This window comes from Pseudomonas sp. Xaverov 259, from assembly GCF_019352915.1.
Classification (GTDB): domain Bacteria; phylum Pseudomonadota; class Gammaproteobacteria; order Pseudomonadales; family Pseudomonadaceae; genus Aquipseudomonas.
The window spans coordinates 200,705-226,092 of sequence record NZ_JAAAFV010000072.1 but is presented as its reverse complement, the minus strand read 5'-3'; the positions used below and the strand labels follow the sequence as shown (position 1 = coordinate 226,092).

Annotated in this window: 26 protein-coding genes; 20 read left to right on the top strand and 6 right to left on the bottom strand. The window is 59.6% G+C overall.

Annotation, left to right across the window (positions count from 1 at the left end; translation table 11 throughout):
* Nucleotides 1-43: 43 nt before the first annotated feature.
* The 10 genes from K0H48_RS29725 (at nt 44) to K0H48_RS29680 (ending at nt 8,757) form a co-directional block, all read left to right on the top strand.
* Nucleotides 44-1,045: a PleD family two-component system response regulator gene (locus tag K0H48_RS29725; protein ID WP_219337767.1), complete on the top strand. Its 1,002-nt coding sequence runs from the start codon at nt 44-46 to the stop codon at nt 1,043-1,045.
* A gap of 469 nt (nt 1,046-1,514) precedes the next feature.
* Complete coding sequence (locus K0H48_RS29720) at nt 1,515-1,859, top strand: hypothetical protein (RefSeq protein WP_219337871.1); 345 nt, start codon at nt 1,515-1,517, stop codon at nt 1,857-1,859.
* A protein-coding gene (gene prfB / locus K0H48_RS29715; RefSeq protein WP_096236834.1) for a peptide chain release factor 2 occupies nt 1,785-2,880 on the top strand; the annotation gives its coding sequence in 2 pieces (ribosomal slippage) (nt 1,785-1,856 and nt 1,858-2,880; 1,095 coding nt in all). Before K0H48_RS29720 ends, prfB begins: the two co-directional genes overlap by 75 nt.
* A gap of 63 nt (nt 2,881-2,943) precedes the next feature.
* Nucleotides 2,944-4,446: a lysine--tRNA ligase gene (lysS, locus tag K0H48_RS29710; RefSeq protein WP_219337766.1), complete on the top strand. Its 1,503-nt coding sequence runs from the start codon at nt 2,944-2,946 to the stop codon at nt 4,444-4,446.
* Between the two features lie 95 nt (nt 4,447-4,541).
* Entirely contained in the window at nt 4,542-5,258 is a 717-nt protein-coding gene (locus K0H48_RS29705) for a TetR/AcrR family transcriptional regulator (protein ID WP_138816491.1), read from the top strand.
* Between the two features lie 38 nt (nt 5,259-5,296).
* The gene (locus K0H48_RS29700) at nt 5,297-5,857 is read left to right on the top strand and encodes a hypothetical protein (protein ID WP_219337765.1); all 561 of its coding nucleotides are present in this window, start codon (nt 5,297-5,299) and stop codon (nt 5,855-5,857) included.
* A gap of 21 nt (nt 5,858-5,878) precedes the next feature.
* On the top strand, nt 5,879-7,156 hold the full coding sequence (locus tag K0H48_RS29695; protein ID WP_017137104.1) for a flavohemoglobin expression-modulating QEGLA motif protein: 1,278 nt from the start codon (nt 5,879-5,881) through the stop codon (nt 7,154-7,156).
* An 80-nt stretch (nt 7,157-7,236) separates the two neighbouring features.
* The gene (locus K0H48_RS29690) at nt 7,237-8,142 is read left to right on the top strand and encodes an alpha/beta hydrolase (RefSeq protein ID WP_219337764.1); all 906 of its coding nucleotides are present in this window, start codon (nt 7,237-7,239) and stop codon (nt 8,140-8,142) included.
* Nucleotides 8,139-8,465, top strand: a complete 327-nt coding sequence (locus K0H48_RS29685) for a hypothetical protein (protein WP_069786226.1) — start codon at nt 8,139-8,141, stop codon at nt 8,463-8,465. Before K0H48_RS29690 ends, K0H48_RS29685 begins: the two co-directional genes overlap by 4 nt.
* Nucleotides 8,466-8,616: 151 nt before the next feature.
* On the top strand, nt 8,617-8,757 hold the full coding sequence (locus K0H48_RS29680) for a hypothetical protein (protein ID WP_219337763.1): 141 nt from the start codon (nt 8,617-8,619) through the stop codon (nt 8,755-8,757).
* Nucleotides 8,758-8,807: 50 nt separating this feature from the next.
* On the opposite strand, the gene K0H48_RS29675 is transcribed toward K0H48_RS29680, so the two are convergent.
* The 3 genes from K0H48_RS29675 to K0H48_RS29665 form a co-directional block, all read right to left on the bottom strand.
* Nucleotides 8,808-9,593 (bottom strand): OmpA family protein, encoded by a 786-nt coding sequence (locus K0H48_RS29675; protein WP_138816488.1) that lies wholly within the window; start codon nt 9,591-9,593, stop codon nt 8,808-8,810.
* Nucleotides 9,594-9,648: 55 nt separating this feature from the next.
* The gene (locus tag K0H48_RS29670; RefSeq protein WP_017137109.1) at nt 9,649-10,074 is read right to left on the bottom strand and encodes a DUF4398 domain-containing protein; all 426 of its coding nucleotides are present in this window, start codon (nt 10,072-10,074) and stop codon (nt 9,649-9,651) included.
* 282 nt (nt 10,075-10,356) lie between these two features.
* Nucleotides 10,357-10,701 (bottom strand): pilin assembly protein, encoded by a 345-nt coding sequence (locus tag K0H48_RS29665; protein ID WP_219337762.1) that lies wholly within the window; start codon nt 10,699-10,701, stop codon nt 10,357-10,359.
* 184 nt (nt 10,702-10,885) lie between these two features.
* Here K0H48_RS29665 and ppc point away from each other — a divergent pair, with 184 nt between their 5' ends.
* The 6 genes from ppc to K0H48_RS29635 all read left to right on the top strand — a co-directional run bounded on the left by ppc (nt 10,886) and on the right by K0H48_RS29635 (nt 17,394).
* Nucleotides 10,886-13,513 carry a phosphoenolpyruvate carboxylase gene (gene ppc / locus K0H48_RS29660; RefSeq protein ID WP_219337761.1) on the top strand — a complete coding sequence of 876 codons (2,628 nt, stop codon included), beginning with the start codon at nt 10,886-10,888 and terminating at the stop codon, nt 13,511-13,513.
* Nucleotides 13,514-13,792: 279 nt separating this feature from the next.
* Nucleotides 13,793-14,440: an adenylate kinase gene (gene adk / locus K0H48_RS29655; RefSeq protein WP_003189104.1), complete on the top strand. Its 648-nt coding sequence runs from the start codon at nt 13,793-13,795 to the stop codon at nt 14,438-14,440.
* Nucleotides 14,441-14,529: 89 nt separating this feature from the next.
* Nucleotides 14,530-15,216: a tRNA (adenosine(37)-N6)-threonylcarbamoyltransferase complex dimerization subunit type 1 TsaB gene (tsaB, locus tag K0H48_RS29650; RefSeq protein ID WP_219337760.1), complete on the top strand. Its 687-nt coding sequence runs from the start codon at nt 14,530-14,532 to the stop codon at nt 15,214-15,216.
* A gap of 160 nt (nt 15,217-15,376) precedes the next feature.
* Nucleotides 15,377-15,679, top strand: coding sequence for a hypothetical protein (locus tag K0H48_RS29645; protein ID WP_219337759.1), 303 nt, complete (start codon nt 15,377-15,379; stop codon nt 15,677-15,679).
* Nucleotides 15,679-16,539 (top strand): DUF72 domain-containing protein, encoded by an 861-nt coding sequence (locus K0H48_RS29640; RefSeq protein ID WP_219337758.1) that lies wholly within the window; start codon nt 15,679-15,681, stop codon nt 16,537-16,539. Before K0H48_RS29645 ends, K0H48_RS29640 begins: the two co-directional genes overlap by 1 nt.
* A 27-nt stretch (nt 16,540-16,566) precedes the next feature.
* Complete coding sequence (locus K0H48_RS29635; RefSeq protein ID WP_219337757.1) at nt 16,567-17,394, top strand: oxaloacetate decarboxylase; 828 nt, start codon at nt 16,567-16,569, stop codon at nt 17,392-17,394.
* A 1-nt stretch (nt 17,395) separates the two neighbouring features.
* Here the strand turns inward: K0H48_RS29635 and K0H48_RS29630 are convergent, their stop codons facing one another.
* Nucleotides 17,396-18,016, bottom strand: coding sequence for an energy transducer TonB (locus K0H48_RS29630; RefSeq protein ID WP_219337756.1), 621 nt, complete (start codon nt 18,014-18,016; stop codon nt 17,396-17,398).
* Between the two features lie 96 nt (nt 18,017-18,112).
* Between K0H48_RS29630 and K0H48_RS29625 the strand changes: the two genes are divergently transcribed.
* The gene (locus tag K0H48_RS29625; protein ID WP_219337755.1) at nt 18,113-18,895 is read left to right on the top strand and encodes a class I SAM-dependent methyltransferase; all 783 of its coding nucleotides are present in this window, start codon (nt 18,113-18,115) and stop codon (nt 18,893-18,895) included.
* A 98-nt stretch (nt 18,896-18,993) separates the two neighbouring features.
* On the opposite strand, the gene K0H48_RS29620 is transcribed toward K0H48_RS29625, so the two are convergent.
* Nucleotides 18,994-19,629 (bottom strand): TetR/AcrR family transcriptional regulator, encoded by a 636-nt coding sequence (locus K0H48_RS29620; RefSeq protein WP_219337754.1) that lies wholly within the window; start codon nt 19,627-19,629, stop codon nt 18,994-18,996.
* A gap of 93 nt (nt 19,630-19,722) precedes the next feature.
* On the opposite strand from K0H48_RS29620, the gene K0H48_RS29615 reads away from it, so the two are divergent.
* The gene (locus K0H48_RS29615; RefSeq protein WP_219337753.1) at nt 19,723-20,823 is read left to right on the top strand and encodes an efflux RND transporter periplasmic adaptor subunit; all 1,101 of its coding nucleotides are present in this window, start codon (nt 19,723-19,725) and stop codon (nt 20,821-20,823) included.
* 6 nt (nt 20,824-20,829) lie between these two features.
* Nucleotides 20,830-23,895 (top strand): efflux RND transporter permease subunit, encoded by a 3,066-nt coding sequence (locus K0H48_RS29610; RefSeq protein ID WP_219337752.1) that lies wholly within the window; start codon nt 20,830-20,832, stop codon nt 23,893-23,895.
* A gap of 105 nt (nt 23,896-24,000) precedes the next feature.
* Here K0H48_RS29610 and K0H48_RS29605 read toward each other — a convergent pair whose 3' ends face one another.
* On the bottom strand, nt 24,001-24,456 hold the full coding sequence (locus K0H48_RS29605; RefSeq protein WP_138816476.1) for an Lrp/AsnC family transcriptional regulator: 456 nt from the start codon (nt 24,454-24,456) through the stop codon (nt 24,001-24,003).
* A gap of 165 nt (nt 24,457-24,621) precedes the next feature.
* Here K0H48_RS29605 and K0H48_RS29600 point away from each other — a divergent pair, with 165 nt between their 5' ends.
* The gene (locus tag K0H48_RS29600; protein ID WP_219337751.1) at nt 24,622-25,386 is read left to right on the top strand and encodes an ArpA protein; all 765 of its coding nucleotides are present in this window, start codon (nt 24,622-24,624) and stop codon (nt 25,384-25,386) included.
* The last annotated feature ends 2 nt before the right edge of the window (nt 25,387-25,388 follow it).

The window sequence follows — 25,388 nt, the reverse complement described above, 5'->3', positions numbered from 1 at the left end:
CTCGCGGTGCCGGCTTGCAGGACAGTAATTCAGGTGACTGCACATGAATGATTTACAGATCGACGACATCAAGACCGATGAAAACGCTGCCATGGTGTTGCTGGTCGACGACCAGGCCATGATCGGCGAAGCCGTACGACGTGGCCTGGCCCACGAAGAAAACATCGACTTTCACTTTTGCGCCGACCCGCATCAGGCGATTGCCCAGGCGATCCGAATCAAGCCGACGGTGATCCTGCAAGACCTGGTGATGCCCGGCCTTGATGGCCTGACACTGGTGCGCGAATACCGCAACCACCCGGCCACGGCGAATATTCCGATCATCGTGCTTTCCACCAAGGAAGACCCGCTGATCAAGAGCGCGGCGTTTTCGGCCGGGGCCAATGATTACCTGGTCAAGCTGCCGGATAACATCGAACTGGTGGCGCGCATTCGTTATCACTCGCGCTCGTATATGACGCTGTTGCAGCGTGATGCGGCTTATCGCGCGCTGCGCGTGAGCCAGCAGCAGTTGCTGGACACCAATTTGGTGCTGCAACGGTTGATGAACTCCGATGGCCTCACCGGGCTGTCCAACCGCCGTCACTTTGACGAATACCTGGAGCTGGAATGGCGCCGTGCCATGCGTGACCAGACCCAGCTGTCGTTGTTGATGATCGACGTGGACTTTTTCAAGACCTACAACGACAGCTTTGGCCATGTTGAGGGTGATGAAGCCCTGCGCAAAGTCGCCGCCAGCATCCGTGATGCCAGCAGCCGACCTTCGGACTTGCCGGCGCGGTACGGCGGTGAAGAGTTTGCGTTGGTATTGCCCAATACCTCGCCGGGCGGTGCGCGCCTGGTGGCCGAGAAGCTGCGCATGGCCGTTGCCGGGCTGAAGATCCCGCACATTGCTCCGGCAGAAGGGGCGAGCCTGACTATCAGTATCGGCCTGTCGACCATGACGCCGGTGCAGGGCACGGATTGTCGGCAGCTGATCATGGCGGCGGACAAGGGGCTGTATACGGCTAAGCATAATGGGCGTAATCAGGTCGGTATCGAGTAGGCAGAACACCGCCGAACCCTTGTGGGAGCTGGCTTGCCTGCGATAGCGGCGGCATCTACACAAATATTGGTGTCTGTGGTGTTGGGTTGTTTTATCGTCGCGGTAGGGGTGTATATCCGTTATTTGGGTAATGGCGGCTCTAGGGTTGCGCCCTGACGGCGGGTTACTTTTGGCAAACGCCCGGAATGCCGGCCCAGCCAAAAGTAACCAAAAGGTCTTCGCCCCACCACTCGGCACCTCGCTCCGGCCATCGTGGTTGACGGGGCGTCTCAGATCAAAATCTACAGCACGGCGGCCTGAAAGCCGACCTGAGTGGTTGAAGCAAAAGCCTGTCTACCTGATGCAACGCGGTCTAAATGTGGGAGCGGGCTTGCTCGCGAATGCGGCGGGTCAGTCAATTTATTTGTCACTGATACACCGCCTTCGCGAGCAAGCCCGCTCCCACAGTTGACCGCATGCGGTTTTGAATATGAGATCGGCTGCGGATTTGCATGCACTGAAGATCTGCTTTTCTGTGGGAGCTGGCTTGTCGAATCGTTGCACCGCTGCGATGCAGGCACCTCGGTACATCAGGCACACCGAGTTGATGTTATCGCAGGCAAGCCAGCTCCAACATTTGATCTCTGTCGCGCTGGAGATCGTCAACAACCCCGCCTTTTCGCCAAGCGGGCTGCCGTTAGCGCCGGTTTGTCGTTATACTCGTCGGCTTTCAAAAGTTCGCCAACGAGTGCTGCCCGCCATGGAAATCAACCCGATCCTTAACACCATCAAGGACCTGTCCGAGCGCTCCGAAACTATTCGGGGGTATCTTTGACTACGATCAAAAGCATGAGCGTCTGACCGAAGTCAATCGCGAGCTTGAAGATCCGGCTGTCTGGAACAAACCTGAATACGCCCAAGAGCTGGGCCGCGAGCGTGCTGCGCTGGCGCAGATCGTCGACACCCTCGACGAACTGAACACCGGTCTGGGCGATTGCCGCGACCTGCTGGACATGGCCGTCGAAGAAAACGACGAAGGCGCAGTGGGCGATGTCGTCGCCGAGCTGGCCCGTCTCGAGGAAAACCTCGCCAAGCTTGAATTCCGCCGCATGTTCAGCCATGAAATGGACCCGAACAACGCCTACCTGGACATCCAGGCCGGCTCCGGCGGCACCGAGGCCCAGGATTGGGCCAACATCCTGCTGCGCATGTACCTGCGCTGGGCGGATAAACGCGGTTTCGACGCCACTATCATGGAACTGTCGGCCGGTGAAGTCGCTGGCATCAAGGGCGCGACCGTACACATCAAGGGCGAATACGCCTTTGGCTGGTTGCGCACCGAGATCGGCGTACACCGCCTGGTGCGCAAGAGCCCGTTCGACTCCGGCAACCGTCGCCATACGTCGTTCTCCGCAGTTTTCGTCTCGCCAGAGATCGACGACAAGGTGGAAATCGAGATCAACCCGGCCGACCTGCGCATCGACACCTACCGCTCCTCCGGTGCCGGTGGCCAGCACGTAAACACCACCGACTCGGCCGTACGTATTACCCACGTACCGACCAACACCGTGGTCAGCTGCCAGAACGAACGTTCCCAGCACGCCAACAAGGACACCGCCATGAAAATGCTGCGGGCCAAGTTGTACGAGCAGGAAATGCAGAAGCGCAACGCGGCGTCCCAGGCGCTGGAAGACACCAAGTCGGATATCGGCTGGGGCCACCAGATCCGTTCGTATGTGCTGGATGCGTCGCGGATCAAGGATCTGCGCACGAACATCGAACGCAGCGACTGCGACAAGGTGCTCGACGGCGATATCGACGAATACCTGGAAGCCAGCCTGAAATCCGGCCTGTAAAAAGATTGTAGGCGATCCCCGGCCTACGCCGGGGACAACGAACCTGATGGAAAATTTAAAGACATGAGCGACCAACAACTCGACCCGCAAGCCCTGCAACAGGAAGAAAACTCCCTGATCGCCCTGCGCAAGGAAAAGCTTGCTGCCGAGCGCGCCAAGGGCAATGCCTTCCCGAACGACTTCCGCCGTGACAACTACTGCGATGCCTTGCAGAAACAGTACGCGGACAAGACCAAGGAAGAGCTGGCAGAGGCTGCAATCCCGGTCAAGGTAGCGGGTCGCATCATGCTCAACCGTGGCTCGTTCATGGTGATCCAGGATATGACCGGTCGCATTCAGGTGTACGTCAACCGTAAAACCCTGCCTGAAGAAACCCTGGCCTCGGTGAAAACCTGGGACATGGGCGACATTATTGCAGCCGAAGGCACCCTGGCGCGTTCCGGCAAGGGCGACCTGTACGTTGAAATGACCAGCGTGCGCCTGCTGACCAAGTCGCTGCGCCCGCTGCCGGACAAGCACCACGGCCTGACCGACACCGAGCAACGCTATCGCCAGCGCTACGTTGACCTGATCGTCAACGAAGACGTGCGCCAGACCTTCCGCGTGCGTTCGCAAGTGATTGCGCACATCCGCAGCTTCCTGATGAAGCGTGACTTCCTTGAAGTGGAAACGCCGATGCTGCAAACCATCCCCGGTGGTGCCGCAGCCAAGCCGTTCGAAACCCACCACAACGCGCTGGACCTGGAAATGTTCCTGCGTATCGCGCCGGAGCTGTACCTCAAGCGCCTGGTGGTTGGCGGCTTCGAGAAGGTGTTCGAGATCAACCGCAACTTCCGTAACGAAGGTGTCTCGACCCGTCACAACCCGGAATTCACCATGTTGGAGTTCTACCAGGCTTACGCCGACTACGAAGACAACATGGACCTCACCGAAGAACTGTTCCGCGAATTGGCGCAGTTGGTGCTGGGCAGCACCGACGTGCCTTACGGCGACAAGGTGTTCTACTTCGGCGAGCCGTTCGTGCGTCTGTCGGTGTTCGACTCGATCCTCAAGTACAACCCTGAGTTGACCGCTGACGACCTGACCGACATCGACAAGGCCCGCGCCATCGCCAAAAAAGCCGGCGCCAAGGTGCTGGGCTTCGAAGGCCTGGGCAAATTGCAGGTGATGATTTTCGAAGAACTGGTGGAGCACAAGCTGGAACAGCCGCACTTCATTACCCAGTACCCGTTCGAAGTGTCGCCGCTGGCCCGTCGCAACGATGACAACCCGAACGTCACCGACCGTTTCGAGCTGTTCATCGGCGGCCGCGAAATCGCCAACGCCTACTCCGAGCTTAACGATGCGGAAGACCAGGCTGAGCGCTTCATGGCCCAGGTGGCCGACAAGGACGCTGGCGACGACGAGGCGATGCACTACGACGCCGACTTTGTTCGTGCCCTGGAATACGGCATGCCGCCAACCGCCGGTGAAGGTATCGGCATCGACCGGTTGGTGATGCTGTTGACCAACTCGCCGTCGATCCGCGATGTGATCTTGTTCCCGCACATGCGGCCACAAGCGTAACCGTAGCGAAATCCGAAGCCGCCTTTTATAAGGCGGCTTTTTTGTGTGGCGATTTCAGCCGTCAACAGAACGGCGCCCTTAAAGGAAGATCTGTCGTGAACCGCGTAATGGCTCAAGAAGGCGCCGCCGGCATTGCTGCTGCCGTGGCTGAAAGTGTCCAGTACCAGGGCCGCAAGGCCAGCCGCCGAGGCAGCGAGCAACGCCGGCAAGACATTCTCGATGCGGCCATGCGCATCGTCGTGCGTGATGGTGTACGCGGTGTGCGCCATCGCGCGGTGGCAGCAGAGGCCGGCGTGCCGTTGTCGGCTACCACCTATTACTTCAAGGACATCGATGACCTGCTCACCGATACCTTCGCCCAATACGTGGAGCGCAGCGCTGCCTTCATGGGCAAGCTGTGGGTGCGCAACGAAGGCCTGCTGCGCGAGATGGTCGCCTATGGCGATGGCAGCCCGCAGTCACGCTCACAACTGGCCGATGACATTGCGCGGCTGACCGCTGACTATGTGATGCGCCAACTGACCAACCGCCGCGAACACTTGATGGCCGAACAGGCCTTTCGCCAGGAAGCCTTGCTCAACCCGCGCCTGGCTGAGCTGGTGCGCTCGCACCAGCAGATTCTGTTGCAGGGCACCGGGCAGTTTTTCCAGGTATTGGGCTCCCGCGAGCCGCAACAGGATGCCAGAGTGTTGACGGCGATAATCGGTCGGATGGAATATCAGGGCCTGCTTGGCGGCCCTGAGCCTCTGACGGGTGACGAGATGCTTGAGATTCTCAAGCGTTACATGCATTTGGTGTTGGCCTCGGTCTAGCCCAGCCCCTGTGCGATCCACTTTATGTGGGGTATTCGATGAAAGCCTGGCGTGTCATTGCAATCGCCTTGTCGTTTCTGCTGCTCAGCGGTTGCCTGGTTACCTTCAAGGACCCGCTCCCGGCCCGTGAAGCCGCGCCCGACGCCTTGCTCGGCCGCTGGGCGAGTAAAAACGCCTGGGGCGAACCGCTGAATCTGCAGATCACCCGTGTCGATCAGCAGCATTACAAGGCTGTGAGCTACCCTAAAGCCAAACCGGGCCAGCGTGATGAGTACCTGTTTACGGTGTCGCGCCATGGCAACCGCTGGTACCTGTCGGCGCCGTTGCCGGCGGCATTCGGTGGCAATTATTTTCTGGCCGGGTTCGACTTTGAAGGCGAGGGTGACAAACAGCGTGAATTGGTGGTCTACAACCTCGACCTTGAGCAGATCCATCAAGCCATAGGTCAGAACGCCCTGCGCGGCAGCACGGTGGAAACCGTCGAAGGTGCCGGCGTGCGGGTCGACAGCTCCATGGACCAGGTGTTTGCCTACCTGGATGACCCGGCCAATGCCGATGTGTTCGTCGAAGCCGTGCGCTACCAGCGCGCGGGCAAATAACGTTTAAAGAGGAAGCACCGGGTGGACGATTACCAGCAGACGATACGCACCTTGTCCGATCGCATTGTGCTGGCGCAAACACCGATTCGCGTCCTCGACGCTGTGAAGTGGGACGAGAACATTCGCCAGGGCTTTCTCAAGGCCAAGGGCAAGGCCATGCCGGCCGTGGACCGCGATTACTACCTGGGCCGGCCGCTGTCATTCGACTCCAGCGCGGTGAAGCTGGAGTTCCAGAACATCGAGCGCGACATCACCCGACGTCTCGGCCAGTTCAGCCCGGTGGGGCAGATCATGCGCCGTATGTGCCGCGAGTACCGCATGGTGGTGCGTATGCTCGAAGCGCGTGGCACCGAGGATTTCGGCCTGATTTCACAGGAACTCTATGGCGCCGCCTCGGACGCTTTTCATGCCGGGGACCCGACACTGGCCGACCTGGGCCTGATGATGTCCGACTACCTGAACCAGATCGACGGCCGTGGCGACCTCAAGGACGAAGCCAAGACGCTCACGGCCAAGCATGCGGTGGCCTTGCTGCAAACCCGGTTGAACAAGGTGTTCGGTGAGGCCGAGGAGACCATCCGCGTGTTCGAGTCCGACGGTATCGTTGCCGATGCGGCGGCCGGCGCCGACTACATCAAGATCCGCGCCGACGCGATGTTCAACGAGCGTGATGTGCGCGCGCTGGAAGTGCACGAAGGCCTGGTGCACGTCGGCACCACGCTCAATGGCCAGAACCAGCCAATCTGCACGTTCCTGTCCAAAGGGCCGCCCTCGTCAACAGTGACCCAGGAAGGCCTGGCGATTCTGATGGAGATCATCACCTTTGCCTCTTACCCCAGCCGCCTGCGCAAACTGACCAACCGCACCCGCGCCATCCATATGGTCGAGGAGGGCGCCGACTTCCTGCAGGTGTTCGAGTTCTTCCGCGAGCAAGGCTTTGAGATGGCCGAAAGCTACGGCAATGCCAGCCGGGTGTTCCGTGGTTCGACGCCGACGGGGTTGCCGTTTACCAAGGATCTGTCCTACCTCAAGGGCTTTATCATGGTCTACAACTACATCCAGCTGGCGGTGCGCAAAGGCAAGCTGGAACAAGTGCCGCTGCTGTTCTGCGGCAAGACCACCCTGGAAGACATGCGCACCTTGCGCCAACTGGTCGACGAAGGCCTGGTGGTGCCACCCAAGTACCTGCCCGAGCAGTTTCGCGACATGAACGCGCTGGCGGCGTGGATGTGCTTCTCCAACTTCCTCAACCACCTGAGCCTGGACCGGATCGAGGCGGATTACTCGAATATCCTATAGGCGATACACCTGAAGAAACCGAATCAAAAATGGAACTCCACAAGGCTGCAGATCGCGGCCAAATCGCGAGGCTTCAACGGATGAGAATCCTCGGCATTCTTTGCCTGCTATTCACTTTAAACGGCTGCAGCTCACTGCTGTTCTACCCCGAACCCGGTCTGCCGTTCACGCCGGAAAAAGCCCAACTGCAATACCGCGACGTCACCCTTACCACCGCCGACGGCGTAAAGCTGCATGCCTGGTGGTTGCCGGCCAAACCCGGTGTACCGCTCAAAGGCACGGTGCTGCACCTGCACGGCAATGGCGGCAACCTGGCCTGGCACCTGGGCGGCAGTTGGTGGTTACCGGAGCAGGGCTATCAAGTGCTGCTGCTGGACTATCGCGGTTATGGCCTGTCTGAAGGCAAGCCGTCTTTGCCGGCGGTGTATCAGGACATCGATGCGGCATTCGGCTGGATCGACAAGGCCCCAGAAACCCAAGGCCAGCCGCTGATCGTGTTGGGCCAGAGCCTGGGCGGTGCGCTGGCGGTGCATTACTTGGCGGCACACCCGCAGCGTCAAACCCAGCTCAAGGCCCTGGTCCTGGACGGCGTGCCTGCCAGTTATCGTGACGTAGGACAATTCGCCCTCAGCACGTCCTGGTTAACATGGCCGTTTCAGGTGCCGCTGTCGTGGCTGGTGCCCGACGCCGACAGTGCGATCAATGCCATGCCCCAGCTCACCGGCGTGCCCAAGCTGCTGTTTCACAGCCTGGATGACCCGATTGTGCCGGTGGCCAACGGCATTCGCCTGTACCAGGCTGCGCCGCCACCGAGGGTGTTGCAGTTGACCCGTGGCGGCCATGTGCAGACCTTTGCCGACAAGACCTGGCAAACCGTGATGCTGCGCTATCTGGACGACCCGCAGCACTTCAACGGCCTGCGCCGCCTGGGCGAGATCCCGAATTACCCTATTCCTAAAGTTGATTCATCAGAGAGCCCGCAATGAGCGAAGAACGCAACATGATCCCGCTGATTCTCACCGGCATCGGCACCATCATCGGCACCGTCGGCTGCCTGTGGTTCTACGGCTACCTGCACTTTGCCAAGCCGGAAGACGCCTTGTTGCTCAGCGACTTCACCCTGCTCAAGACCGTGCCGGGCGAGGACTACAAGGTCTCGCTGACCCCGGCTGCGCAAGTGGCGCAATGCATTGATGGGGTGCTGGTGATGTTTGATACCGAACAGAAAGGCTTGAGCGGTGTGCTGGTGAACAACAAGAAACAAGCCGTGCGTTGCATGGGCCAGGAAACGCCGCAACTTCAGGAGTAAAGCGTTTCGATGCAGCGATACTGAAATATCTGGAACCGTATTCCGTAAGACGCCACTTAAGGGCTTGTCAGCGTTGCTGATGGATAACTTATGAATGGCCAGCCAAGGGAGAGTTACGGTGAATATTGGTGCAATAGACAGGATGTTGGATATGGCCCGAGCGCAGCAAAGTCTGGATGAGTTCAGCGAGTGGGACGCTGAGCTTTCCCAGAACGAGCAGGACGAAACCAAGCGGCGCACGGAGTTCGAGCTTGCGGGCAGCGACGACAGCAATCGTCAGATCCAATTCTGAAGCAAAAAAAACCACCGTTTCCGGTGGTTTTTTCATCCTGCGTCAATCAATCAGTTAGCAACGGAAGAACGTGGCTTGACTGGCTGGTTGTCGTTGGAGATGGTCACTTCAACGCGGCGGTTCATGGCACGGCCCGAAACGCTGCCGTTGTCGGCAACCGGGTATTCCTTGCCGTAACCCTGGGTCACGATGCGCGAGATATCCACGCCTTGTTGAGCCAGTGCGCGTTGTACCGAAGCCGCACGACGCTCGGACAGGCTCTGGTTGTACGAGTCGGAACCGGTGCTGTCGGTGTAGCCTTCGACGATCACTTTACGGTCCGGGTTGTCGCGCAGGAACTGCGCCAGCTTGGTGATGTTCACCAGGCCGCTGGACTTCAGGTCGGACTTGTTGGTGGCGAACAGTACGTCACCGAAGGTCACCAGGGTGCCGCGATCAGTCTGCTTGGCGTTCAAGCTGTCTTGCAGTTGCTTGATCTGTGCATCACGGGCTTGCAGCAGCGCCTTGGCACGTTCGTCACCGGCGTTTTTCAGCTTGGCTTCGGACTCACGCAACGAGATGGTGTCTTTGGCCACTTCAACGCGCTGGTTGGTCAGGTAAGCCAACTGGTCGACTTTCTTCTCGTCTTCCTTGTCGCGGTAGGCTTTGTCAGCCTTGTCCAGCCAGTCGCTGGCGTCCTTGGTTTCCAGCGCCGCAATCTTGGTGGCTTGCGGGTTGGCTTGCAGGGCCGAGAAGTTGGTCCGTGCGTTTTCCAGGTTCTGGTTCGGCGGGGTGGAGCAGGCCGCCAGAGCAACGCTCATCGCCAGCAGGGCAGGGATCATCAATTGTTTACGCATAGTCGTGTCGTCCTTTCAATTCGATATCGGGTGCAATGCAATCAGTGGCGGCGGCTTATTGCTGTTTGATAACAGCTGGGCGCATGCCTTCCTGACGCAGCTCCTGAACAGCTTTCTGGGAATCCTTCACAGCCTGGTCAGCCTTGGCAGCCTGGGCCTTGCGCTCTGCGACACGGGCATCCCACTCGGCTTGTTCAGCCAGCTGGCGCGCTTTGTCGTAGTTCTTGTCATGCATGGCCAGTTCAGCAGCTTTGAGCTTGTCCTGGGCCGACTTCATTTCTACCGCTGCGTACTCGGTGCCGCCGGCGCTGACCGCGCTGTTTACGGCAGACTGGGTCACGGCGTATTGCTCGGTCGGCGGGTTGCCGGCGCAGCCCGCCAGAACGAAGCTGGTGCCGATTGCCAGCGCGGCCAATTTCAGCCCGCGCAGATGGTTAAACGAGGATTTGGCAGTGCTGGTCTTCATCGTCTTCAACTCCATTGGATAACTCCTGAAAAATCAAAATCCACTTCATTGGTTGGCGGTTGCGAGCCCGGCGGTAAAGCACCAAATGCCCTTTCAAACGGCCGTTCCAAGTGATGGCTTACTGGCTGTGACCGGAGGCTTTTTTCAAAAGTTCAGCGAAGATGGCGATTTGCCTAAAAAAATATCTGACTGTTTGGTCAGCGTTCAAAAGTTTGAACTTTTGCGTTGCGCAGAGGTACGCCGAGCCCTTGTGAGGCCCGGAATACCGGGGGTTAAACGGGGTTTATCGAATGTTTATCAGTGCTGCAGTTTGTCGGAGGTGGCTGACAAATCATGCAGATAGCGGCGTGACAAAGTCAGAAAGCGCGGTGTAGGGCCGACGTCTTCATACAGTGGGTCACCCTCTTCATCGGTGGCGATCACATGCTGGCCCTTGATGTAGGGGAAGCTCGCTTCCAGTTCTTCAAGGGCCGCGCCGATCAGCTCGCCGAGCAATTCTTCGGTGCTGCGTTTGGGGTACATCTCGGCGATAGCGGCCAGGCGCGCAGCGGACTCGACGTCCAAATGGATCGCGTATTCGGTTTTGGTCAGGCGACCCTTGGCGTTCTCTTCCCAATGCTGGGCCAGTTCTCGAATTTTCATGGCAACCTCAATAAGCCCGCGATGGCAGGCGGTGATGGGTGTCCAGTCGCCTGCGTGGGTAACGCTGCGACTCAGTGTTGAGACTAGCTGCAAGTCGCAAGGTTTAAAGTGTCTTGTCAGAAACTGACGCGGGCGGCACTCTGGAAGGCCTGCGCGTCCCGGATTTCTGGCTGGAGATTGGTTGATGAGTGATATCGATGCACGCTTGCGTGAGGACGTTCACCTGCTGGGTGAGCTGCTGGGCAACACCATTCGAGAGCAGTACGGCGATGCTTTTCTCGACAAGATCGAGCAGATCCGTATAGGTGCCAAGGCTGACAGGCGAGGTGCCGGCGATGAGCTGAGCACCAGTCTCAATCAGCTAGAAGAAGACCAACTGCTGCCCGTGGCCCGGGCGTTCAACCAATTCCTTAACCTGGCCAATATCGCCGAGCAGTACCAACTGATCCATCGGCGCGATGAATCGCAACCGGCGCCGTTCGAATCCCGAGTGTTGCCGGAATTGCTGGCGCGCCTGCAAAGCGAAGGTCACAGCAATGAGTCCCTGGCCCGCCAGCTGGCACGCCTGGAGATTGAGCTGGTGCTCACCGCCCACCCGACCGAAGTGGCGCGCCGCACGCTGATCCAGAAATACGATGCGATCGCCGCGCAACTGGCGTTGCAGGATCACCGCGACCTCACCAGCGCCGAGCGCGAGCAGATTCGCCAGCGTTTGCAGCGGCTGATCGCCGAAGCCTGGCACACCGAAGAGATCCGCCGCATCCGGCCTACGCCGGTAGACGAAGCCAAGTGGGGCTTTGCGGTGATCGAGCATTCGCTGTGGCATGCCATTCCCAATTATTTGCGCAAGGCCGACCAGGCCTTGCACGCCGCCACCGGCCTGCGCCTGCCACTTGAGGCGGCGCCAATTCGCTTTGCTTCGTGGATGGGCGGCGACCGTGACGGCAACCCGAATGTCACCGCGCCGGTCACCCGCGAAGTGTTGCTGCTGGCGCGCTGGATGGCGGCGGACTTGTATCTGCGCGATGTCGATCACTTGGCCTCCGAGCTGTCCATGCAGCAGGCCAGCCCTGCGTTGCAGGCCAAGGTCGGTGATAGCGTCGAACCTTACCGTGCCTTGCTCAAGCAACTGCGCGAACGCCTGCGCGCCACGCGCCAGTGGGCGCATACCTCGCTCACGGCCAGCACGCCGGCGCCTGCCGAAGTGCTGCAAAACAACCGCGACCTGCTCGACCCGCTGGAGCTGTGCTACCAGTCGCTGCATGAGTGCGGCATGGGCGTGATCGCTGATGGCCCGTTGCTCGATTGCCTGCGCCGCGCCGTGACCTTTGGCCTGTTCCTGGTGCGCCTGGACGTGCGTCAGGATTCCAGCCGCCACTCGGCGGCCATGACCGAAATCACCGATTATCTGGGCCTGGGCCGTTATGAAGACTGGGACGAAGAAGCGCGCATCAGCTTCCTCAGCAAAGAGCTGACCAATCGTCGGCCGCTGCTGCCGGGTTATTTCAAACCGTCGGCAGACACTGCAGAGGTGTTGAACACCTGCAAGGAAATCGCCGCCGCGCCGGCAGCGTCACTCGGCTCTTACGTGATCTCGATGGCGGGTGCTGCCTCGGACGTGCTGGCGGTGCAACTGTTGCTTAAAGAGTCGGGCGTGCAACGGCCGATGCGCGTGGTGCCGCTGTTTGAAACCCTGGCCGACCTGGATAACGCCGGGCCGGTGATGGAGCGCCTGTTGCAATTGCCGGGTTATCGCGCGCGTTTGCAAGGCCCGCAGGAAGTGATGATCGGCTATTCGGACTCGGCCAAGGACGCCGGCACCACGGCCGCGGCCTGGGCGCAGTACCGGGCGCAGGAACGGCTGGTGGATATCTGCCGCGAGCAACAGGTGGAGTTGCTGTTGTTCCACGGTCGTGGCGGCACCGTTGGTCGTGGCGGTGGCCCGGCGCATGCGGCGATCCTGTCGCAGCCGCCAGGCTCGGTGGCGGGGCGTTTCCGTACGACCGAACAAGGCGAGATGATCCGCTTCAAGTTCGGCCTGCCGGATATTGCCGAGCAGAACCTCAACCTTTATCTGGCTGCCGTGCTGGAAGCCACGTTGCTGCCACCACCACCACCTGAGCCGGCCTGGCGCCATCTGATGGATGAATTGGCGGCAGACGGTGTCAGTGCTTACCGCGCCGTGGTGCGCGAAAATCCCCAGTTCGTCGAGTACTTTCGCCAGTCCACGCCCGAGCAGGAGCTGGGCCGCTTGCCATTGGGCAGTCGCCCGGCCAAGCGTCGTGCGGGCGGTATCGAGAGCCTGCGCGCAATTCCATGGATCTTCGGTTGGACCCAAACCCGGCTGATGCTGCCCGCCTGGCTAGGCTGGGAAGCGGCATTAAGCAAGGCACTGGAGCGGGGTGAAGGCGAGTTGCTGGGGCAGATGCGCGAGCAATGGCCGTTCTTCCGCACCCGCATCGATATGCTCGAGATGGTGCTGGCCAAGGCCGATGCCGACATCGCGCGGCTGTATGACGAGCGTTTGGTGCAGCCGGACCTGCTGCCATTGGGTGCGCACTTACGCGACCTATTGTCGCAGGCATGCAACGTGGTGCTTGGCCTGACCGGCCAGTCGCAACTGCTGGCCCATAGCCCTGACACGCTTGAGTTCATTCGCTTGCGCAACACGTACCTCGACCCGTTGCACCTGCTGCAGGCCGAGTTGCTGGCACGTTCGCGTCAACAGGAGGCGGCGCAGGACAGCCCTCTGGAACAGGCGCTGCTGGTGTCTGTGGCCGGTATTGCCGCCGGTTTGCGCAACACTGGCTGAGGTTTTCTGCGTGTTCTCAATGGCTTGCAGATAAACAACGACGGCCGCCCGGAAACGGGCGGTCGGCGTTTATGAGGCGGGGTTGCACTCAGGCACACCCTACCTATGACTGCATGCCGGGCGCGGTTCTTGCGACTTTTGGCGGCTTGTATGGATAGAGCCCGCTGTGTATCTTGATCAGCCTTTGGCCGTTTGATCGGCCAGGACCCACATTTTACGAGATTGGCCCCACGCGGCGAATCCGAGCGTCATCTCTATAAAAAATTGAGGAGCACATCGATGCGCGTCATTCTGCTGGGAGCTCCCGGGGCCGGTAAAGGTACTCAGGCAAAGTTCATCACTGAAAAATTCGGCATTCCACAAATCTCCACCGGCGACATGCTGCGTGCCGCCGTCAAGGCCGGCACCGAGCTGGGCCTGATCGCCAAGAGCGTGATGGACAGCGGCGGCCTGGTCTCCGATGACCTGATCATCAACCTGGTCAAGGAACGCATCAGCCAGGAAGACTGCAAGAACGGTTTCCTGTTCGACGGTTTCCCGCGCACCATTCCCCAGGCGGAAGCCCTGGTGAAAGCCGGCGTTGAGCTGGACGCTGTGGTTGAAATCGCAGTTGAAGACGAAGAAATCGTTCAGCGTATTGCGGGCCGTCGCGTTCACGAAGGCTCGGGCCGTGTGTACCACATCGTCTACAACCCGCCAAAGGTTGAAGGCAAGGACGATGTGACCGGTGAAGACCTGGTACAGCGTAAGGACGACACCGAAGAAACCGTGCGCCATCGCCTGTCGGTCTACCATTCGCAGACCAAGCCGCTGGTGGATTTCTACCAGAAGCTGTCGGCTGCACAAGGCAAGCCGAAGTACAGCCACATCCCTGGCGTGGGTTCGGTAGAAGCCATCACCGCCAAGGTGTTGCAAGCACTGAGCTGATCCTTCGATCGGCTTTGCGTACAACGGCCCGCTTGCGGGCCGTTGTTGTTTATACTGGCGCACTTTTTTCGACTTGGACACCTACACCGATGAGCACCCTGCTGGCCCTGGACACCGCGACTGAAGCTTGCTCCGTCGCCTTGCTGCACGATGGCAAGGTCACGAGCCACTACGAGGTGATCCCGCGTCTGCATGCGCAGAAGCTGTTGCCGATGATCAAGCAATTGCTGGAAGACGCGGGCACCACGCTGTCAGCCGTGGATGCGATTGCTTTTGGCCGTGGCCCAGGCGCGTTTACTGGCGTGCGTATCGCCATTGGTGTGGTGCAGGGCCTTGCCTTTGCGCTGGAGCGCCCGGTATTACCGGTCTCCAACCTTGCGGTGTTGGCCCAGCGCGCATTGCGTGAACACGGCGCCTCGCAGGTGGCAGCGGCGATTGATGCGCGCATGGACGAAGTGTATTGGGGCTGCTACCGCGAAACCGCTGGCGAAATGCGTTTAGTCGGCGTGGAAGCCGTACAGCCTCCGCAATTGTCGGTGTTGCCTGCTGACGCCAGCGGCGATTGGTTTGGTGCCGGTACTGGCTGGGGTTATGGCGAACGCATCAATGTGCAACTGGCGGGGCAGGACGCTGCCATGTTGCCCCACGCCGAAGACTTGCTGACCCTGGCACGTTTCGCTTTCGAGCGCGGCGAAGCGATTCCGGCCGACCAGGCTGCACCGGTTTATCTGCGTGATAAAGTTGCGCAAACCAAGGCTGAGCGCGGGATTATTTGACGTCAAGAATGCTGGCAATTTGGAGCAAAAATCCCCAATCGTCAGAATTTGACCCGGTTTGTAAACCTTTTACAAATTATGTGTTCTAGTTATCACCAGAGCATTTGCGCGCTACGGAAAGTGCCGCTAAATTGCCATCATTGATACCGAGTCTGCATGTATGCGTATAGACGGCTTTTCCTCACAGTCCTACCCACTCAAGCGTAAGCCGCGCAAGGCGAACGTCACGGTAGACGAGTCCGTCGAAGATTCGCCGGACTTCATCGAGGTTCAGTCCGAGTCGCAGCCCAGTGCCCAAGGTTCTAGCGCTGCACGCATCAGTGGCCTTCCGGCCCGTCAGCAAGACATGGTCTTCCCCCGTTCCATGAGCAAAAGCGTCGCCACCGCGCTGGCCAGCTACCTGACCACTGCCGGCTTTGTCGAATGGGATATGGAAGTGCTGGGTCTCGACATCCACATCTGATGCGCCTGCCTTACTACATCGGCTGCCCGTCCTGGAGTGAAAACGCCTGGCGCGAGTACCTGTACCCGGCCGATGCGCGTTCCAGCGACTACCTCGCCCTGTATTCCCAAGTCTTTAATGCTGTTGAAGGCAACACCACCTTTTATGCCCGCCCCTCGGCCGCCACGGTGCAGCGCTGGGCTGAAATCATGCCAGAGGATTTTCGCTTCACCGCCAAATTCCCCGGCGATATCAGCCACGGCGGTGACCTGCGCGAGCAGTTACCGGCGGCAGAAAGTTTTGTCGGCTTGATGAGCCCGCTGGGTGAGCGGGTTTCACCGCTGTGGCTGCAATTGTCGGCGAGCTTTTCACCGCAGCGCCTGGGGGAGCTGGCCGGTTTCATTGATGGCCTGGAACGCCCGCTGGCCGTGGAAGTGCGCCACCCGGAGTTCTTCGCCAAGGGCGATGCCGAGCGCATGCTCAACCGCCTGTTGCGCGACCGTGGCGTCGAGCGTATTTGCCTTGATCCGCGTGCGCTGTTCAGTTGCACTTCAACGTCGGCGGCCGTACTGCACGCCCAATCGAAAAAGCCCAAGGTGCCAACACGGCCGGCGGCGCTGACGCTGTTTCCTCAAGTACGCTTCATTGGCCATCCGCAATTGGAGGCCAATGACCCGTTCCTGATCCCGTGGGTGGAAAAAATTGCTGGCTGGATCGAAGAGGGGCGCACGCCCTATGTGTTCCTGCACACCTCGGATAACCGCCTTGCCGCGCAACTGGCGCTGCGTTTTCACCAACAGTTGATGCTGCGCCTGCCGGGTTTGCCAGCGCTGCCGACCTTGCATCGGGAACCCGCAGCGGAGCAACTGGGGTTACTCTAGGGCTCCTTTTTCCGACAGGAGTCAGCCATGGATGCCCAAACCCTTCGCGCCGAAACCTTCAAGGCCTTGCATGAGCGTGACCGCGCGTTCGTGATGCCCAACCCGTGGGATGCCGGCTCCGCCATCATGCTCGCCAGCTTGGGTTTCGAAGCGTTGGCCACGACCAGTGCGGGCTATGCGTTCAGCCTCGGGCGACCGGATGCGGAAGGGGCATTATCGCTTGAAGACACGTTGAGCAATGCGTCAGCGATTGTGCGGGCTACTGCGCTGCCGGTGGCGGCTGATCTGGAGAACGGCTTCAGCGACACTCCTGAAGGCTGCGCCCAGACCATCCTGCGCGCCGCGGCCAGCGGTATTGTGGGTGGCTCTATCGAAGACGCCACAGGCATTGCGGTCGACCCGATCTATCCGTTTGACCTGTCGGTAGAGCGTGTGGAAGCCGCCGTCGCCGCTGCCCGCAGCTTGCCATTTGCCTTCACGCTCACAGCCCGTGCAGAAAACCTCCTGCATGGTCGCCTGGATTTGCCTGACACCATCCGCCGCCTGCAAGCCTACGCCGAAGCCGGTGCGGACGTGCTCTACGCCCCCGCTTTGCGCAATGCCGAAGAAGTGCTCGCCGTGGTCAAGGCGGTGGCGCCCAAACCTGTGAATGTGTTGATGTCCGGTGGCTTGAATCTGAACGTGGCGCAGTTGAGCGAAATGGGCGTGCGCCGCATCAGTGTCGGCTCGGCCATGGCCCTGGCGGCGTATGGCGAGTTCTATCGGGCGGCGCAGGAGGTGTATGAGTTGGGCACCTTTACCTTCACTGAACGCAAGATGCCGTTCAGTCAGGCCAACGGTTTTTTCAAAGACTGAATCAGGCCGCCAGGCGCAGGTTATTGAGGATCAGCGGGCGTGCCCAATGGTAGTCGAAGTCCAGCGCCTTCTGTTGCGCCACCAGCTCCTCGGCCGGGTAAGGCGTGGCAGGCGGTGGCAGCAGGTCCAGTTCGAATTCGGCAATCGGCAGGTGCAACGGGTGGGGTTGCGGCGCCGGGCCAGGCTCAGGCGGCGGGTTGCCGGCGTTGAGCACAAGCGGGCGGACCCAGCCGCTGTCGTAGTTTTGCTGGCGCTGCTGGGCGATGATTTCTTCTGCCGGGAACGGCGTGGCAGGCGGTGGCAGCAGTTCGGTTTCAAATTCGGCGATGGGCAGGAACAGCGGCTCCGGCGGGGCGATCTCAGTGTCTTGTACGTCGCACTCACGCTGGGTGAGGATCTGCGACAACAGGTCGGCGCCTTCGCTGGGCTCTACCGCCGGGTCCTTCGGTGCCGGCGCTTTGGCCGCCAGCGCACCCGGCGTATCGCCAAGCTGCTCGGCCAACGCACGGGCGAAGAAGTCCTGCCACACATGGCTCACCCCGGCCAGCGCTTGAGTATTGCGCAGGCCGTAGTGGTTGTGGGTCGGCAGTACACCGATGGTTAGGGGAAGAATGTCTGACATTTTTCTCGGTCGACGCTCAGCTCTGGCAAAATACCTGACTGTTGTTTTTATCGGCCGTTGTTTGCCGATCCTTAATATTTTTGAGCGTAGCGATTGATGAGCGAACAACCAGCGGCCAGCCGCATTCGGGTCGAGGCTTTGGCCGACGGTTTCAAGGCCCGTGCCGAGCACTGGGCCGCGCAGCTTGGTCTGCCTCTGCAGCTGGATGAGGCGGATTTTTCCCTGCAAGTCGGGGAACACGGCCTGCAATTGCAACAGCTCGGGCCTGACGCGCCAGGGCCGGTACGCGTGGACTTCGTCGAAGGCGGCGCGGCGCATCGGCGTTTATACGGCGGTGGCAGCGGGCAGATGATCGCCAAGGCGGTCGGCGTTGCCCAAGGCGTGCGCCCACGGGTGCTGGACGCCACGGCGGGCTTGGGCAAGGACGCGTTCGTACTCGCCAGCCTGGGCTGCGAGATGAGCCTGATCGAGCGTCAGCCATTGATTGGTGCCTTGCTCGAGGACGGCCTGGCCCGTGGTGCGGATGACTTTGAAGTGGCGCCCATTGTGGCGCGCATGCAGTTGCTCAAGGGCAACTCGATCGAGGTGATGCGCAACTGGGAGGGCGAGCCGCCGCAGGTGATCTACCTGGACCCGATGTTCCCGCACCGTGAGAAAACGGCGCTGGTAAAGAAGGAAATGCGCCTGTTTCGCCCATTGGTGGGTGATGACCCGGACGCACCGGCCTTGCTCGCTGCCGCCTTGGCCCTGGCCAGCCACCGCGTGGTGGTCAAGCGCCCGCGCAAGGCACCGTGTATTGACGGGCCGAAACCGAGCCACGCGTTGGATGGCAAGTCCAGCCGGTATGACATCTACCCCAAGAAGGCGCTCAAATCCTGAATCATTGGCAAGCCAGCTCCCACCTTTGATGGTGTTCACAAATCAAAAGGTGGGAGCTGGCTTGCCTGCGATAGCGCCCGATCAGGCAACTCAAATCCTTAAGGCCGATACGCCCGCATAAACAACCCCACCACCTCCTGCACATGCGCTTCGGCGGCTTCTTCGCTCAACTGCCCGCCACACCCATACAACAAGCAAAAATTCGCCGTGCCCTTGAGCAGGCAAAAGAAGTGCTCGGCCGCCGTAAACGGTTTGTCGATGCTCAAGGCGCCGCTCTGGTCGATACGGCTGAGCAAGCGCTCCATGCCTTGCAGCATGCGCATAGGCCCGGCTTCAAAGAAGATCTGCGAGAGTTTCACGTCCTGGTTGCCGGTGGTCATCATCAAGCGGTGCAGGTTCACCGATTCTTCGCTGTTGATCAGCCGATGAAAGCCGCGCGCGATGTTCAGCAGCACGGTGTGTACCGGGATGCCTGCGGGCAACTCGAAATACATCACCGGCAGTTGTTCCTCACACTTGGCCACGACGGCGGCGGTGAACAAGGTCTCTTTATCGGTGAAGTGGCTGTAGACCGTCAGTTTTGACACGCCGGCCTCCAGGGCCACGGCATCCATGCTGGTGCTGGCGTAGCCATTGCTCAAAAACAGGATTTTGGCTGCTTCGAGGATTGCCTGGCGTTTTGCCATGTCCTTGGGACGCCCGGGGCTATTGGTGTTTACACGATTGTCGGACATTTTCACCTTTAATACTGGACTGGTGAGTTTGGTATTAATAACATACCGGCCAGTATAATTATTCCTAGCTCCATTTGCGAAAGGTCCTTCAGCATGCGCAGTACTTTCCTGCCCCTTGCGTTGCCTGTCAGCCTGGTCTTCCTGTTGGCCGCCTGCGGCCATGAAGAAGCGGCCCAAACCACCGTCCGCCCGGCCATGGTGGTGCAACCGCAGCCTTCGGCATTGGCGATGGACAGTTTTCCGGGGGAAGTACGCGCCCGTTATGAGCCGGACCTGGCCTTTCGCATCGGCGGCAAAGTCAATAAGCGCCTGGTGGAGGAGGGCGAGCGGGTCAAGGCCAACCAGCCATTGGCAGAGCTCGACCCCCAGGACGTGCGCCTGCAACTGGAAGCCACCCGCGCCCAGGTTGCGGCCGCCGAAGCCAACCTGAGCCTGGTGCGCGCCGAACGCGACCGCTACAAGACCCTGATGGACCGTCAGATGGTCAGCCGTTCGCAGTACGACAATTCCGAAAACCTCTACCGATCCGGTGAAGCACGCCTTAAGCAGATCAAGGCCGAGTTCGACGTATCGAGCAACCAGGCCGGCTATGCCGTGCTGCGTGCGCCTCAAGATGGCGTGGTTGCCAAGCGTGCGGTGGAAGTCGGCCAAGTGGTGTCCGCCGGCCAAACCGTGTTCACCCTGGCCACCGACGGCGAGCGCGAAGTGCTGATCAGCCTGCCCGAGCAAGGTTTTGGCCGCTTCAAGATTGGCCAGCCGGTGTCGGTAGAGTTGTGGAGCCAACCCGACCAGCGTTTTGCCGGGCGCATCCGTGAACTTTCACCCGCTGCGGACCCGAAATCCCGCACCTTCGCTGCACGTGTCGCCTTCACTGGCGGCAAAGTCCCTGCCGAGCTGGGCCAGAGTGCCCGCGTCTTCATCCAGGCCGATGGCGTCGTTCCACTGTCCGTGCCGCTGTCGGCTTTGAGTGCGGAGAACGGTGCGTCCTATGTCTGGCGGGTACAGCCGGACAACACGCTTAAGCGAACGCCGGTGCGCATCGGTGCCTTTGGTGAAAAAACCGTGCCGGTGCTCGAAGGCTTGGCCCCCACCGATTGGGTGATCGCGGCGGGTGTGCATGTGCTCCATGAGGGCCAGCAAGTGCGCCCGGTGGATCGCTCCAACCGAGTTGTGGATCTGGCGGCCAAGGAGTAGTCCCCGATGGGTTTCAATCTTTCCGAATGGGCGTTGCGTAATCGCCAGATCGTGCTGTTCCTGATGATCCTGCTGGCAGTGGTCGGCACCTTGTCCTACACCAAGCTGGGGCAAAGTGAAGACCCGCCGTTTACCTTCAAGGCCATGGTCATCAAGACCAACTGGCCGGGCGCCACGGCCCAGGAGGTCTCGCGCCAGGTCACCGAACGTATCGAAAAGAAGCTGATGGAGACGGGCGAGTACGAGCGCATTGTCTCGTTCTCGCGGCCCGGTGAGTCCCAGGTCACCTTCATGGCCCGCGACTCGATGCACTCGGCGCAAATCCCGGAGCTGTGGTACCAGGTACGCAAGAAGATCAGCGATATTCGCCAGACCTTGCCACCGGATATCCAGGGGCCGTTTTTCAACGATGAATTCGGCACCACCTTCGGCAATATCTACGCCCTGACCGGTGACGGTTTTGACTACGCGGTGCTCAAGGACTACGCCGACCGCATCCAGATTCAACTGCAACGCGTGCCGGATGTGGGCAAGGTCGAGCTGCTGGGCCTGCAGGACGAGAAGATCTGGATCGAGCTGTCCAACCTCAAGCTCGCCACCCTCGGCTTGCCATTGGCTGCGGTGCAGCAGGCACTGCAAGAGCAGAACGCCGTCTCCACCGCCGGTTTCTTTGAAACCCCGATGGAGCGCGTGCAACTGCGGGTCTCGGGTAACTTCAAAACGGTCGATGAGATCCGCAACTTCCCCATCCGCGTCGGTGACCGCACCTTCCGTATTGGTGACGTGGCGCAAATCCACCGCGGCTTCAACGACCCACCCGCGCCGCGCATGCGCTACATGGGCGCAGACGCCATCGGCCTGGCCGTGGCGATGCGTGACGGCGGTGACATTCTGGTACTGGGCAAGGCGCTCGAAGGCGAATTCGCACGCCTGCAGAATAACCTTCCGGCAGGCATGGAACTGCGCAAGGTCTCGGACCAGCCGGCGGCGGTGAAAACCAGCGTCGGCGAATTCGTCCAGGTACTGGCTGAAGCCTTGGCCATCGTGCTGCTGGTGAGCTTCTTCTCCCTCGGCGTACGCACCGGCATGGTGGTGGCCCTGGCGATTCCGCTGGTGCTGGCGATGACCTTTGCGACCATGTATTACCTGGGCATCGGCCTGCACAAAATTTCCCTTGGCGCCTTGGTGCTGGCCCTGGGCTTGCTGGTGGACGATGCAATCATCGCCGTGGAAATGATGGCGATCAAAATGGAGCAGGGCTACGACCGGCTCAAGGCCGCGAGTTTTGCCTGGACCAGCACCGCGTTCCCAATGCTCACTGGCACATTGATTACCGCCGCAGGTTTCCTGCCAATTGCCACTGCGCAATCGAGCACCGGCGAATACACCCGTTCGATTTTTCAGGTGGTGACCATTGCCCTGCTGGCCTCGTGGGTCGCGGCGGTGGTGTTTGTGCCGTACCTGGGGGAAAAACTCCTGCCGGACCTGGCGAAAATTCATGCGGCCAAACACGGCACCGACGGGCCAGATCCCTACGGCACACCCTTCTACCAGCGTGTAAGACGTTTGGTCGAATGGTGTGTGCGTCGGCGCAAAACCGTGATCGTATTGACCTTGTTGTTGTTTATCGGCTCGGTGGCGCTGTTTCGTTTTGTGCCACAGCAGTTCTTCCCGGCCTCCGGTCGCCTGGAGTTGATGGTCGACCTGAAACTGGCTGAAGGTGCCTCGCTGAGCAACACCGCCGATCAGGTCAAGCGTCTGGAAGTCTTGCTCAAGGAACATGCTGGCATCGACAACTACGTGGCCTACGTGGGCACCGGTTCGCCGCGTTTCTACCTGCCGCTGGACCAGCAACTGCCGGCCGCCAGCTTTGCGCAGTTTGTGGTGTTGGCCAAAACCATCGAAGAACGTGAAAGCCTGCGCACCTGGCTGATCGAGACCCTTAACGAACAATTCCCCGACCTGCGTTCTCGCGTCACACGCCTGGAAAACGGCCCGCCCGTGGGCTACCCGGTGCAGTTTCGTGTGACCGGCGAGCACATCGAAGAAGTCCGTGCCCTGGCACGCAAGGTCGCGGCCAAGGTTCGCGAAAATACCCACGTGGTCAACGTGCACCTGGACTGGGAAGAGCCGAGCAAGATCGTCTACCTGAATATCGACCAGGATCGCGCCCGTGCCCTCGGCGTCAGCACCGCCAACTTGTCGAAGTTCCTGCAAAGTTCCTTGACCGGTTCCAGCGTCAGCCAGTACCGCGAGGACAACGAGTTGATCGAAATCCTGCTGCGCGGCACCGTGCATGAACGTACCGAACTGTCGCTGCTGCCGAGCCTGGCGGTGCCGACCGACAATGGCAAAAGCGTAGCGCTGTCGCAGATTGCGACCCTCGAATATGGCTTCGAAGAAGGCATCATCTGGCACCGCAATCGCCTGCCGACGGTGACCGTGCGTGCCGACATCTACGGCAAGGAACAGCCGGCGACCCTGGTCCAGCAGATCCTGCCGACCCTGGAAGGTGTGCGCGCCGAATTGCCCGACGGTTACCTGCTCGAAGTGGGCGGCACCGTCGAGGATTCGGCCCGTGGCCAGAATTCGGTCAAGGCCGGTGTGCCGCTGTTTATCGTGGTGGTGCTGACCTTGCTGATGCTGCAACTGCGCAGCTTCTCGCGCACGGCGATGGTGTTTCTGACGGCGCCGCTGGGCTTGATCGGCGTGACCTTGTTCCTGCTGGTGTTCCGCCAGCCCTTCGGCTTTGTCGCCATGCTCGGCACCATCGCGCTGTCGGGCATGATCATGCGTAACTCGGTGATCCTGGTGGACCAGATCGAACAAGACATCAAGGCCGGGCTCGCGCCTTGGCAGGCAATCATCGAAGCCACCGTGCGACGCTTTCGCCCGATTGTGCTGACGGCGCTTGCGGCGGTACTGGCGATGATTCCGCTGTCGCGCAGCGTGTTCTTCGGGCCGATGGCTGTGGCAATCATGGGCGGGCTGATTGTGGCGACGGCGTTGACGTTATTGTTCTTGCCGGCGCTGTATGCGGCATGGTTTCGCATTAAGAAGGAGGCGCACTAGTTCATAACGGGAGGCGTGAAGGCGTGTCGATAGTATTGACGGGTGTGGGAAAAGCCTGAAATTCGATAACTGCTGTTTAAGCCTGAATGTCTCCCACTTGTTTATTTAGAATATGGGCAGTTTCTTCTCGACGGTTTTTATAATCGAGGTGTTAGTGTCGGCCAATGGCGTTATTTTTTGCAAGGTTTGATCAAGGTGGCTGACGGAGTGTGTGTACAGATGGCAGACGAAACTGTCTTCCCCGGTGATCTTGTAACAGACAATACATTCAGGCATGTCTGACAGTAGCTGCTCCACTGTTTGAAAATTTCCCGTCAGCGGTTTTACCCGCACCAGTGCCTGCAGCGCAAACCCCAGCGCCTGCGCGTCCAACTCTACGCTGAACCCACTTATAACCCCTGCCACTTCCAGGCGTTTGAGACGCTCGCTGCAACCAGGAGCGGAAAGTCCCACCTGCCGACCGAGCGCACGGATAGAGGCACGGGCATTCTGATGCAGGGCGACCAGCAGCGCGCGATCAATTGCATCGAGTGTCTGATCGTTTTTTGTAAGCCTTTTCATTAGATGGACCTTACGAACATTGATGAAATAGCGTGAAAATCTTACATACCACAGATCCCTGAAAAAAGAATGGATTTTTCGAAAAGTCCTACCTATTGTTTTGTCTGCAGTCATACGCAGTACTGTAGCGCTATTTCAACTTGATCTATTTATCGAGGGATTGAAATGAACCACGTACTTGATGAGGCACGCTTGCAAAAGCACCATAATAATAATTTTTCTGAGCAACGATTGTTTTCGCAACGTCATGAGTTTGCCCGCGATGGGTTTATAAAGTTACGGGATGTTGTGGATGATGATTTACGTGAGCAGATTACCGTTGAAGTAAAAAGTTTGATTGAGCGCCAACTTGAACGGCGTGACCTGCACCTGGCAACTACCGATAATACGCCGCGTTATATGAGTGTCGTGCGCAGCGAGTTCATTGCTGAAAACAGCCTTCTCATTAATGCGCTGTCGAAGTCTGATGTGTTGCTTGGCACTCTGTCACAGATAGCCGGAACCCGTATTGTCCCGTCCGTCTCCAAAGACGAGGAATACCTGATCACCAAGCAGGAGCGCAAAGGCGACACCCATGGATGGCACTGGGGGGATTACAGCTTCGCACTGATCTGGATTATCGAAACGCCCCCTGTCGCCAAGGGCGGGATGTTGCAGTGCGTGCCCCATACCTCGTGGGACAAATCCAACCCGAGGATTCACGAGCTGCTGTGCAGTAACCCGATTGCGACTTACGGTTTCACGACCGGAGATATTTATTTCCTGCGCACCGATACCATCCTGCACCGCACCATTCCACTCAATGAAGATGCCACCCGGATCATCCTCAATATGACGTGGGCGGCAGAAAAAGATCTCAGCCGAAACCTGCACGGCAATGATCGCTGGTGGGAAGACCAGCATGTTGAGGCCGCCAAAAGCCTGACGTAAAA

Excerpts from the sequence above, each read along its gene's own strand:
- K0H48_RS29725 (WP_219337767.1), top strand. The coding sequence starts at position 44 with ATGAATGATTTACAGATCGACGACATCAAGACCGATGAAAACGCTGCC.
- K0H48_RS29720 (WP_219337871.1), top strand. The coding sequence starts at position 1,515 with ATGAGATCGGCTGCGGATTTGCATGCACTGAAGATCTGCTTTTCTGTG.
- lysS (WP_219337766.1), top strand. The coding sequence starts at position 2,944 with ATGAGCGACCAACAACTCGACCCGCAAGCCCTGCAACAGGAAGAAAAC.
- K0H48_RS29700 (WP_219337765.1), top strand. The coding sequence starts at position 5,297 with ATGAAAGCCTGGCGTGTCATTGCAATCGCCTTGTCGTTTCTGCTGCTC.
- K0H48_RS29690 (WP_219337764.1), top strand. The coding sequence starts at position 7,237 with ATGAGAATCCTCGGCATTCTTTGCCTGCTATTCACTTTAAACGGCTGC.
- K0H48_RS29685 (WP_069786226.1), top strand. The coding sequence starts at position 8,139 with ATGAGCGAAGAACGCAACATGATCCCGCTGATTCTCACCGGCATCGGC.
- K0H48_RS29680 (WP_219337763.1), top strand. The coding sequence starts at position 8,617 with ATGGCCCGAGCGCAGCAAAGTCTGGATGAGTTCAGCGAGTGGGACGCT.
- K0H48_RS29675 (WP_138816488.1), bottom strand. The coding sequence starts at position 9,593 with ATGCGTAAACAATTGATGATCCCTGCCCTGCTGGCGATGAGCGTTGCT.
- K0H48_RS29670 (WP_017137109.1), bottom strand. The coding sequence starts at position 10,074 with ATGGAGTTGAAGACGATGAAGACCAGCACTGCCAAATCCTCGTTTAAC.
- K0H48_RS29665 (WP_219337762.1), bottom strand. The coding sequence starts at position 10,701 with ATGAAAATTCGAGAACTGGCCCAGCATTGGGAAGAGAACGCCAAGGGT.
- ppc (WP_219337761.1), top strand. The coding sequence starts at position 10,886 with ATGAGTGATATCGATGCACGCTTGCGTGAGGACGTTCACCTGCTGGGT.
- adk (WP_003189104.1), top strand. The coding sequence starts at position 13,793 with ATGCGCGTCATTCTGCTGGGAGCTCCCGGGGCCGGTAAAGGTACTCAG.
- tsaB (WP_219337760.1), top strand. The coding sequence starts at position 14,530 with ATGAGCACCCTGCTGGCCCTGGACACCGCGACTGAAGCTTGCTCCGTC.
- K0H48_RS29645 (WP_219337759.1), top strand. The coding sequence starts at position 15,377 with ATGCGTATAGACGGCTTTTCCTCACAGTCCTACCCACTCAAGCGTAAG.
- K0H48_RS29640 (WP_219337758.1), top strand. The coding sequence starts at position 15,679 with ATGCGCCTGCCTTACTACATCGGCTGCCCGTCCTGGAGTGAAAACGCC.
- K0H48_RS29635 (WP_219337757.1), top strand. The coding sequence starts at position 16,567 with ATGGATGCCCAAACCCTTCGCGCCGAAACCTTCAAGGCCTTGCATGAG.
- K0H48_RS29630 (WP_219337756.1), bottom strand. The coding sequence starts at position 18,016 with ATGTCAGACATTCTTCCCCTAACCATCGGTGTACTGCCGACCCACAAC.
- K0H48_RS29625 (WP_219337755.1), top strand. The coding sequence starts at position 18,113 with ATGAGCGAACAACCAGCGGCCAGCCGCATTCGGGTCGAGGCTTTGGCC.
- K0H48_RS29620 (WP_219337754.1), bottom strand. The coding sequence starts at position 19,629 with ATGTCCGACAATCGTGTAAACACCAATAGCCCCGGGCGTCCCAAGGAC.
- K0H48_RS29615 (WP_219337753.1), top strand. The coding sequence starts at position 19,723 with ATGCGCAGTACTTTCCTGCCCCTTGCGTTGCCTGTCAGCCTGGTCTTC.
- K0H48_RS29610 (WP_219337752.1), top strand. The coding sequence starts at position 20,830 with ATGGGTTTCAATCTTTCCGAATGGGCGTTGCGTAATCGCCAGATCGTG.
- K0H48_RS29605 (WP_138816476.1), bottom strand. The coding sequence starts at position 24,456 with ATGAAAAGGCTTACAAAAAACGATCAGACACTCGATGCAATTGATCGC.
- K0H48_RS29600 (WP_219337751.1), top strand. The coding sequence starts at position 24,622 with ATGAACCACGTACTTGATGAGGCACGCTTGCAAAAGCACCATAATAAT.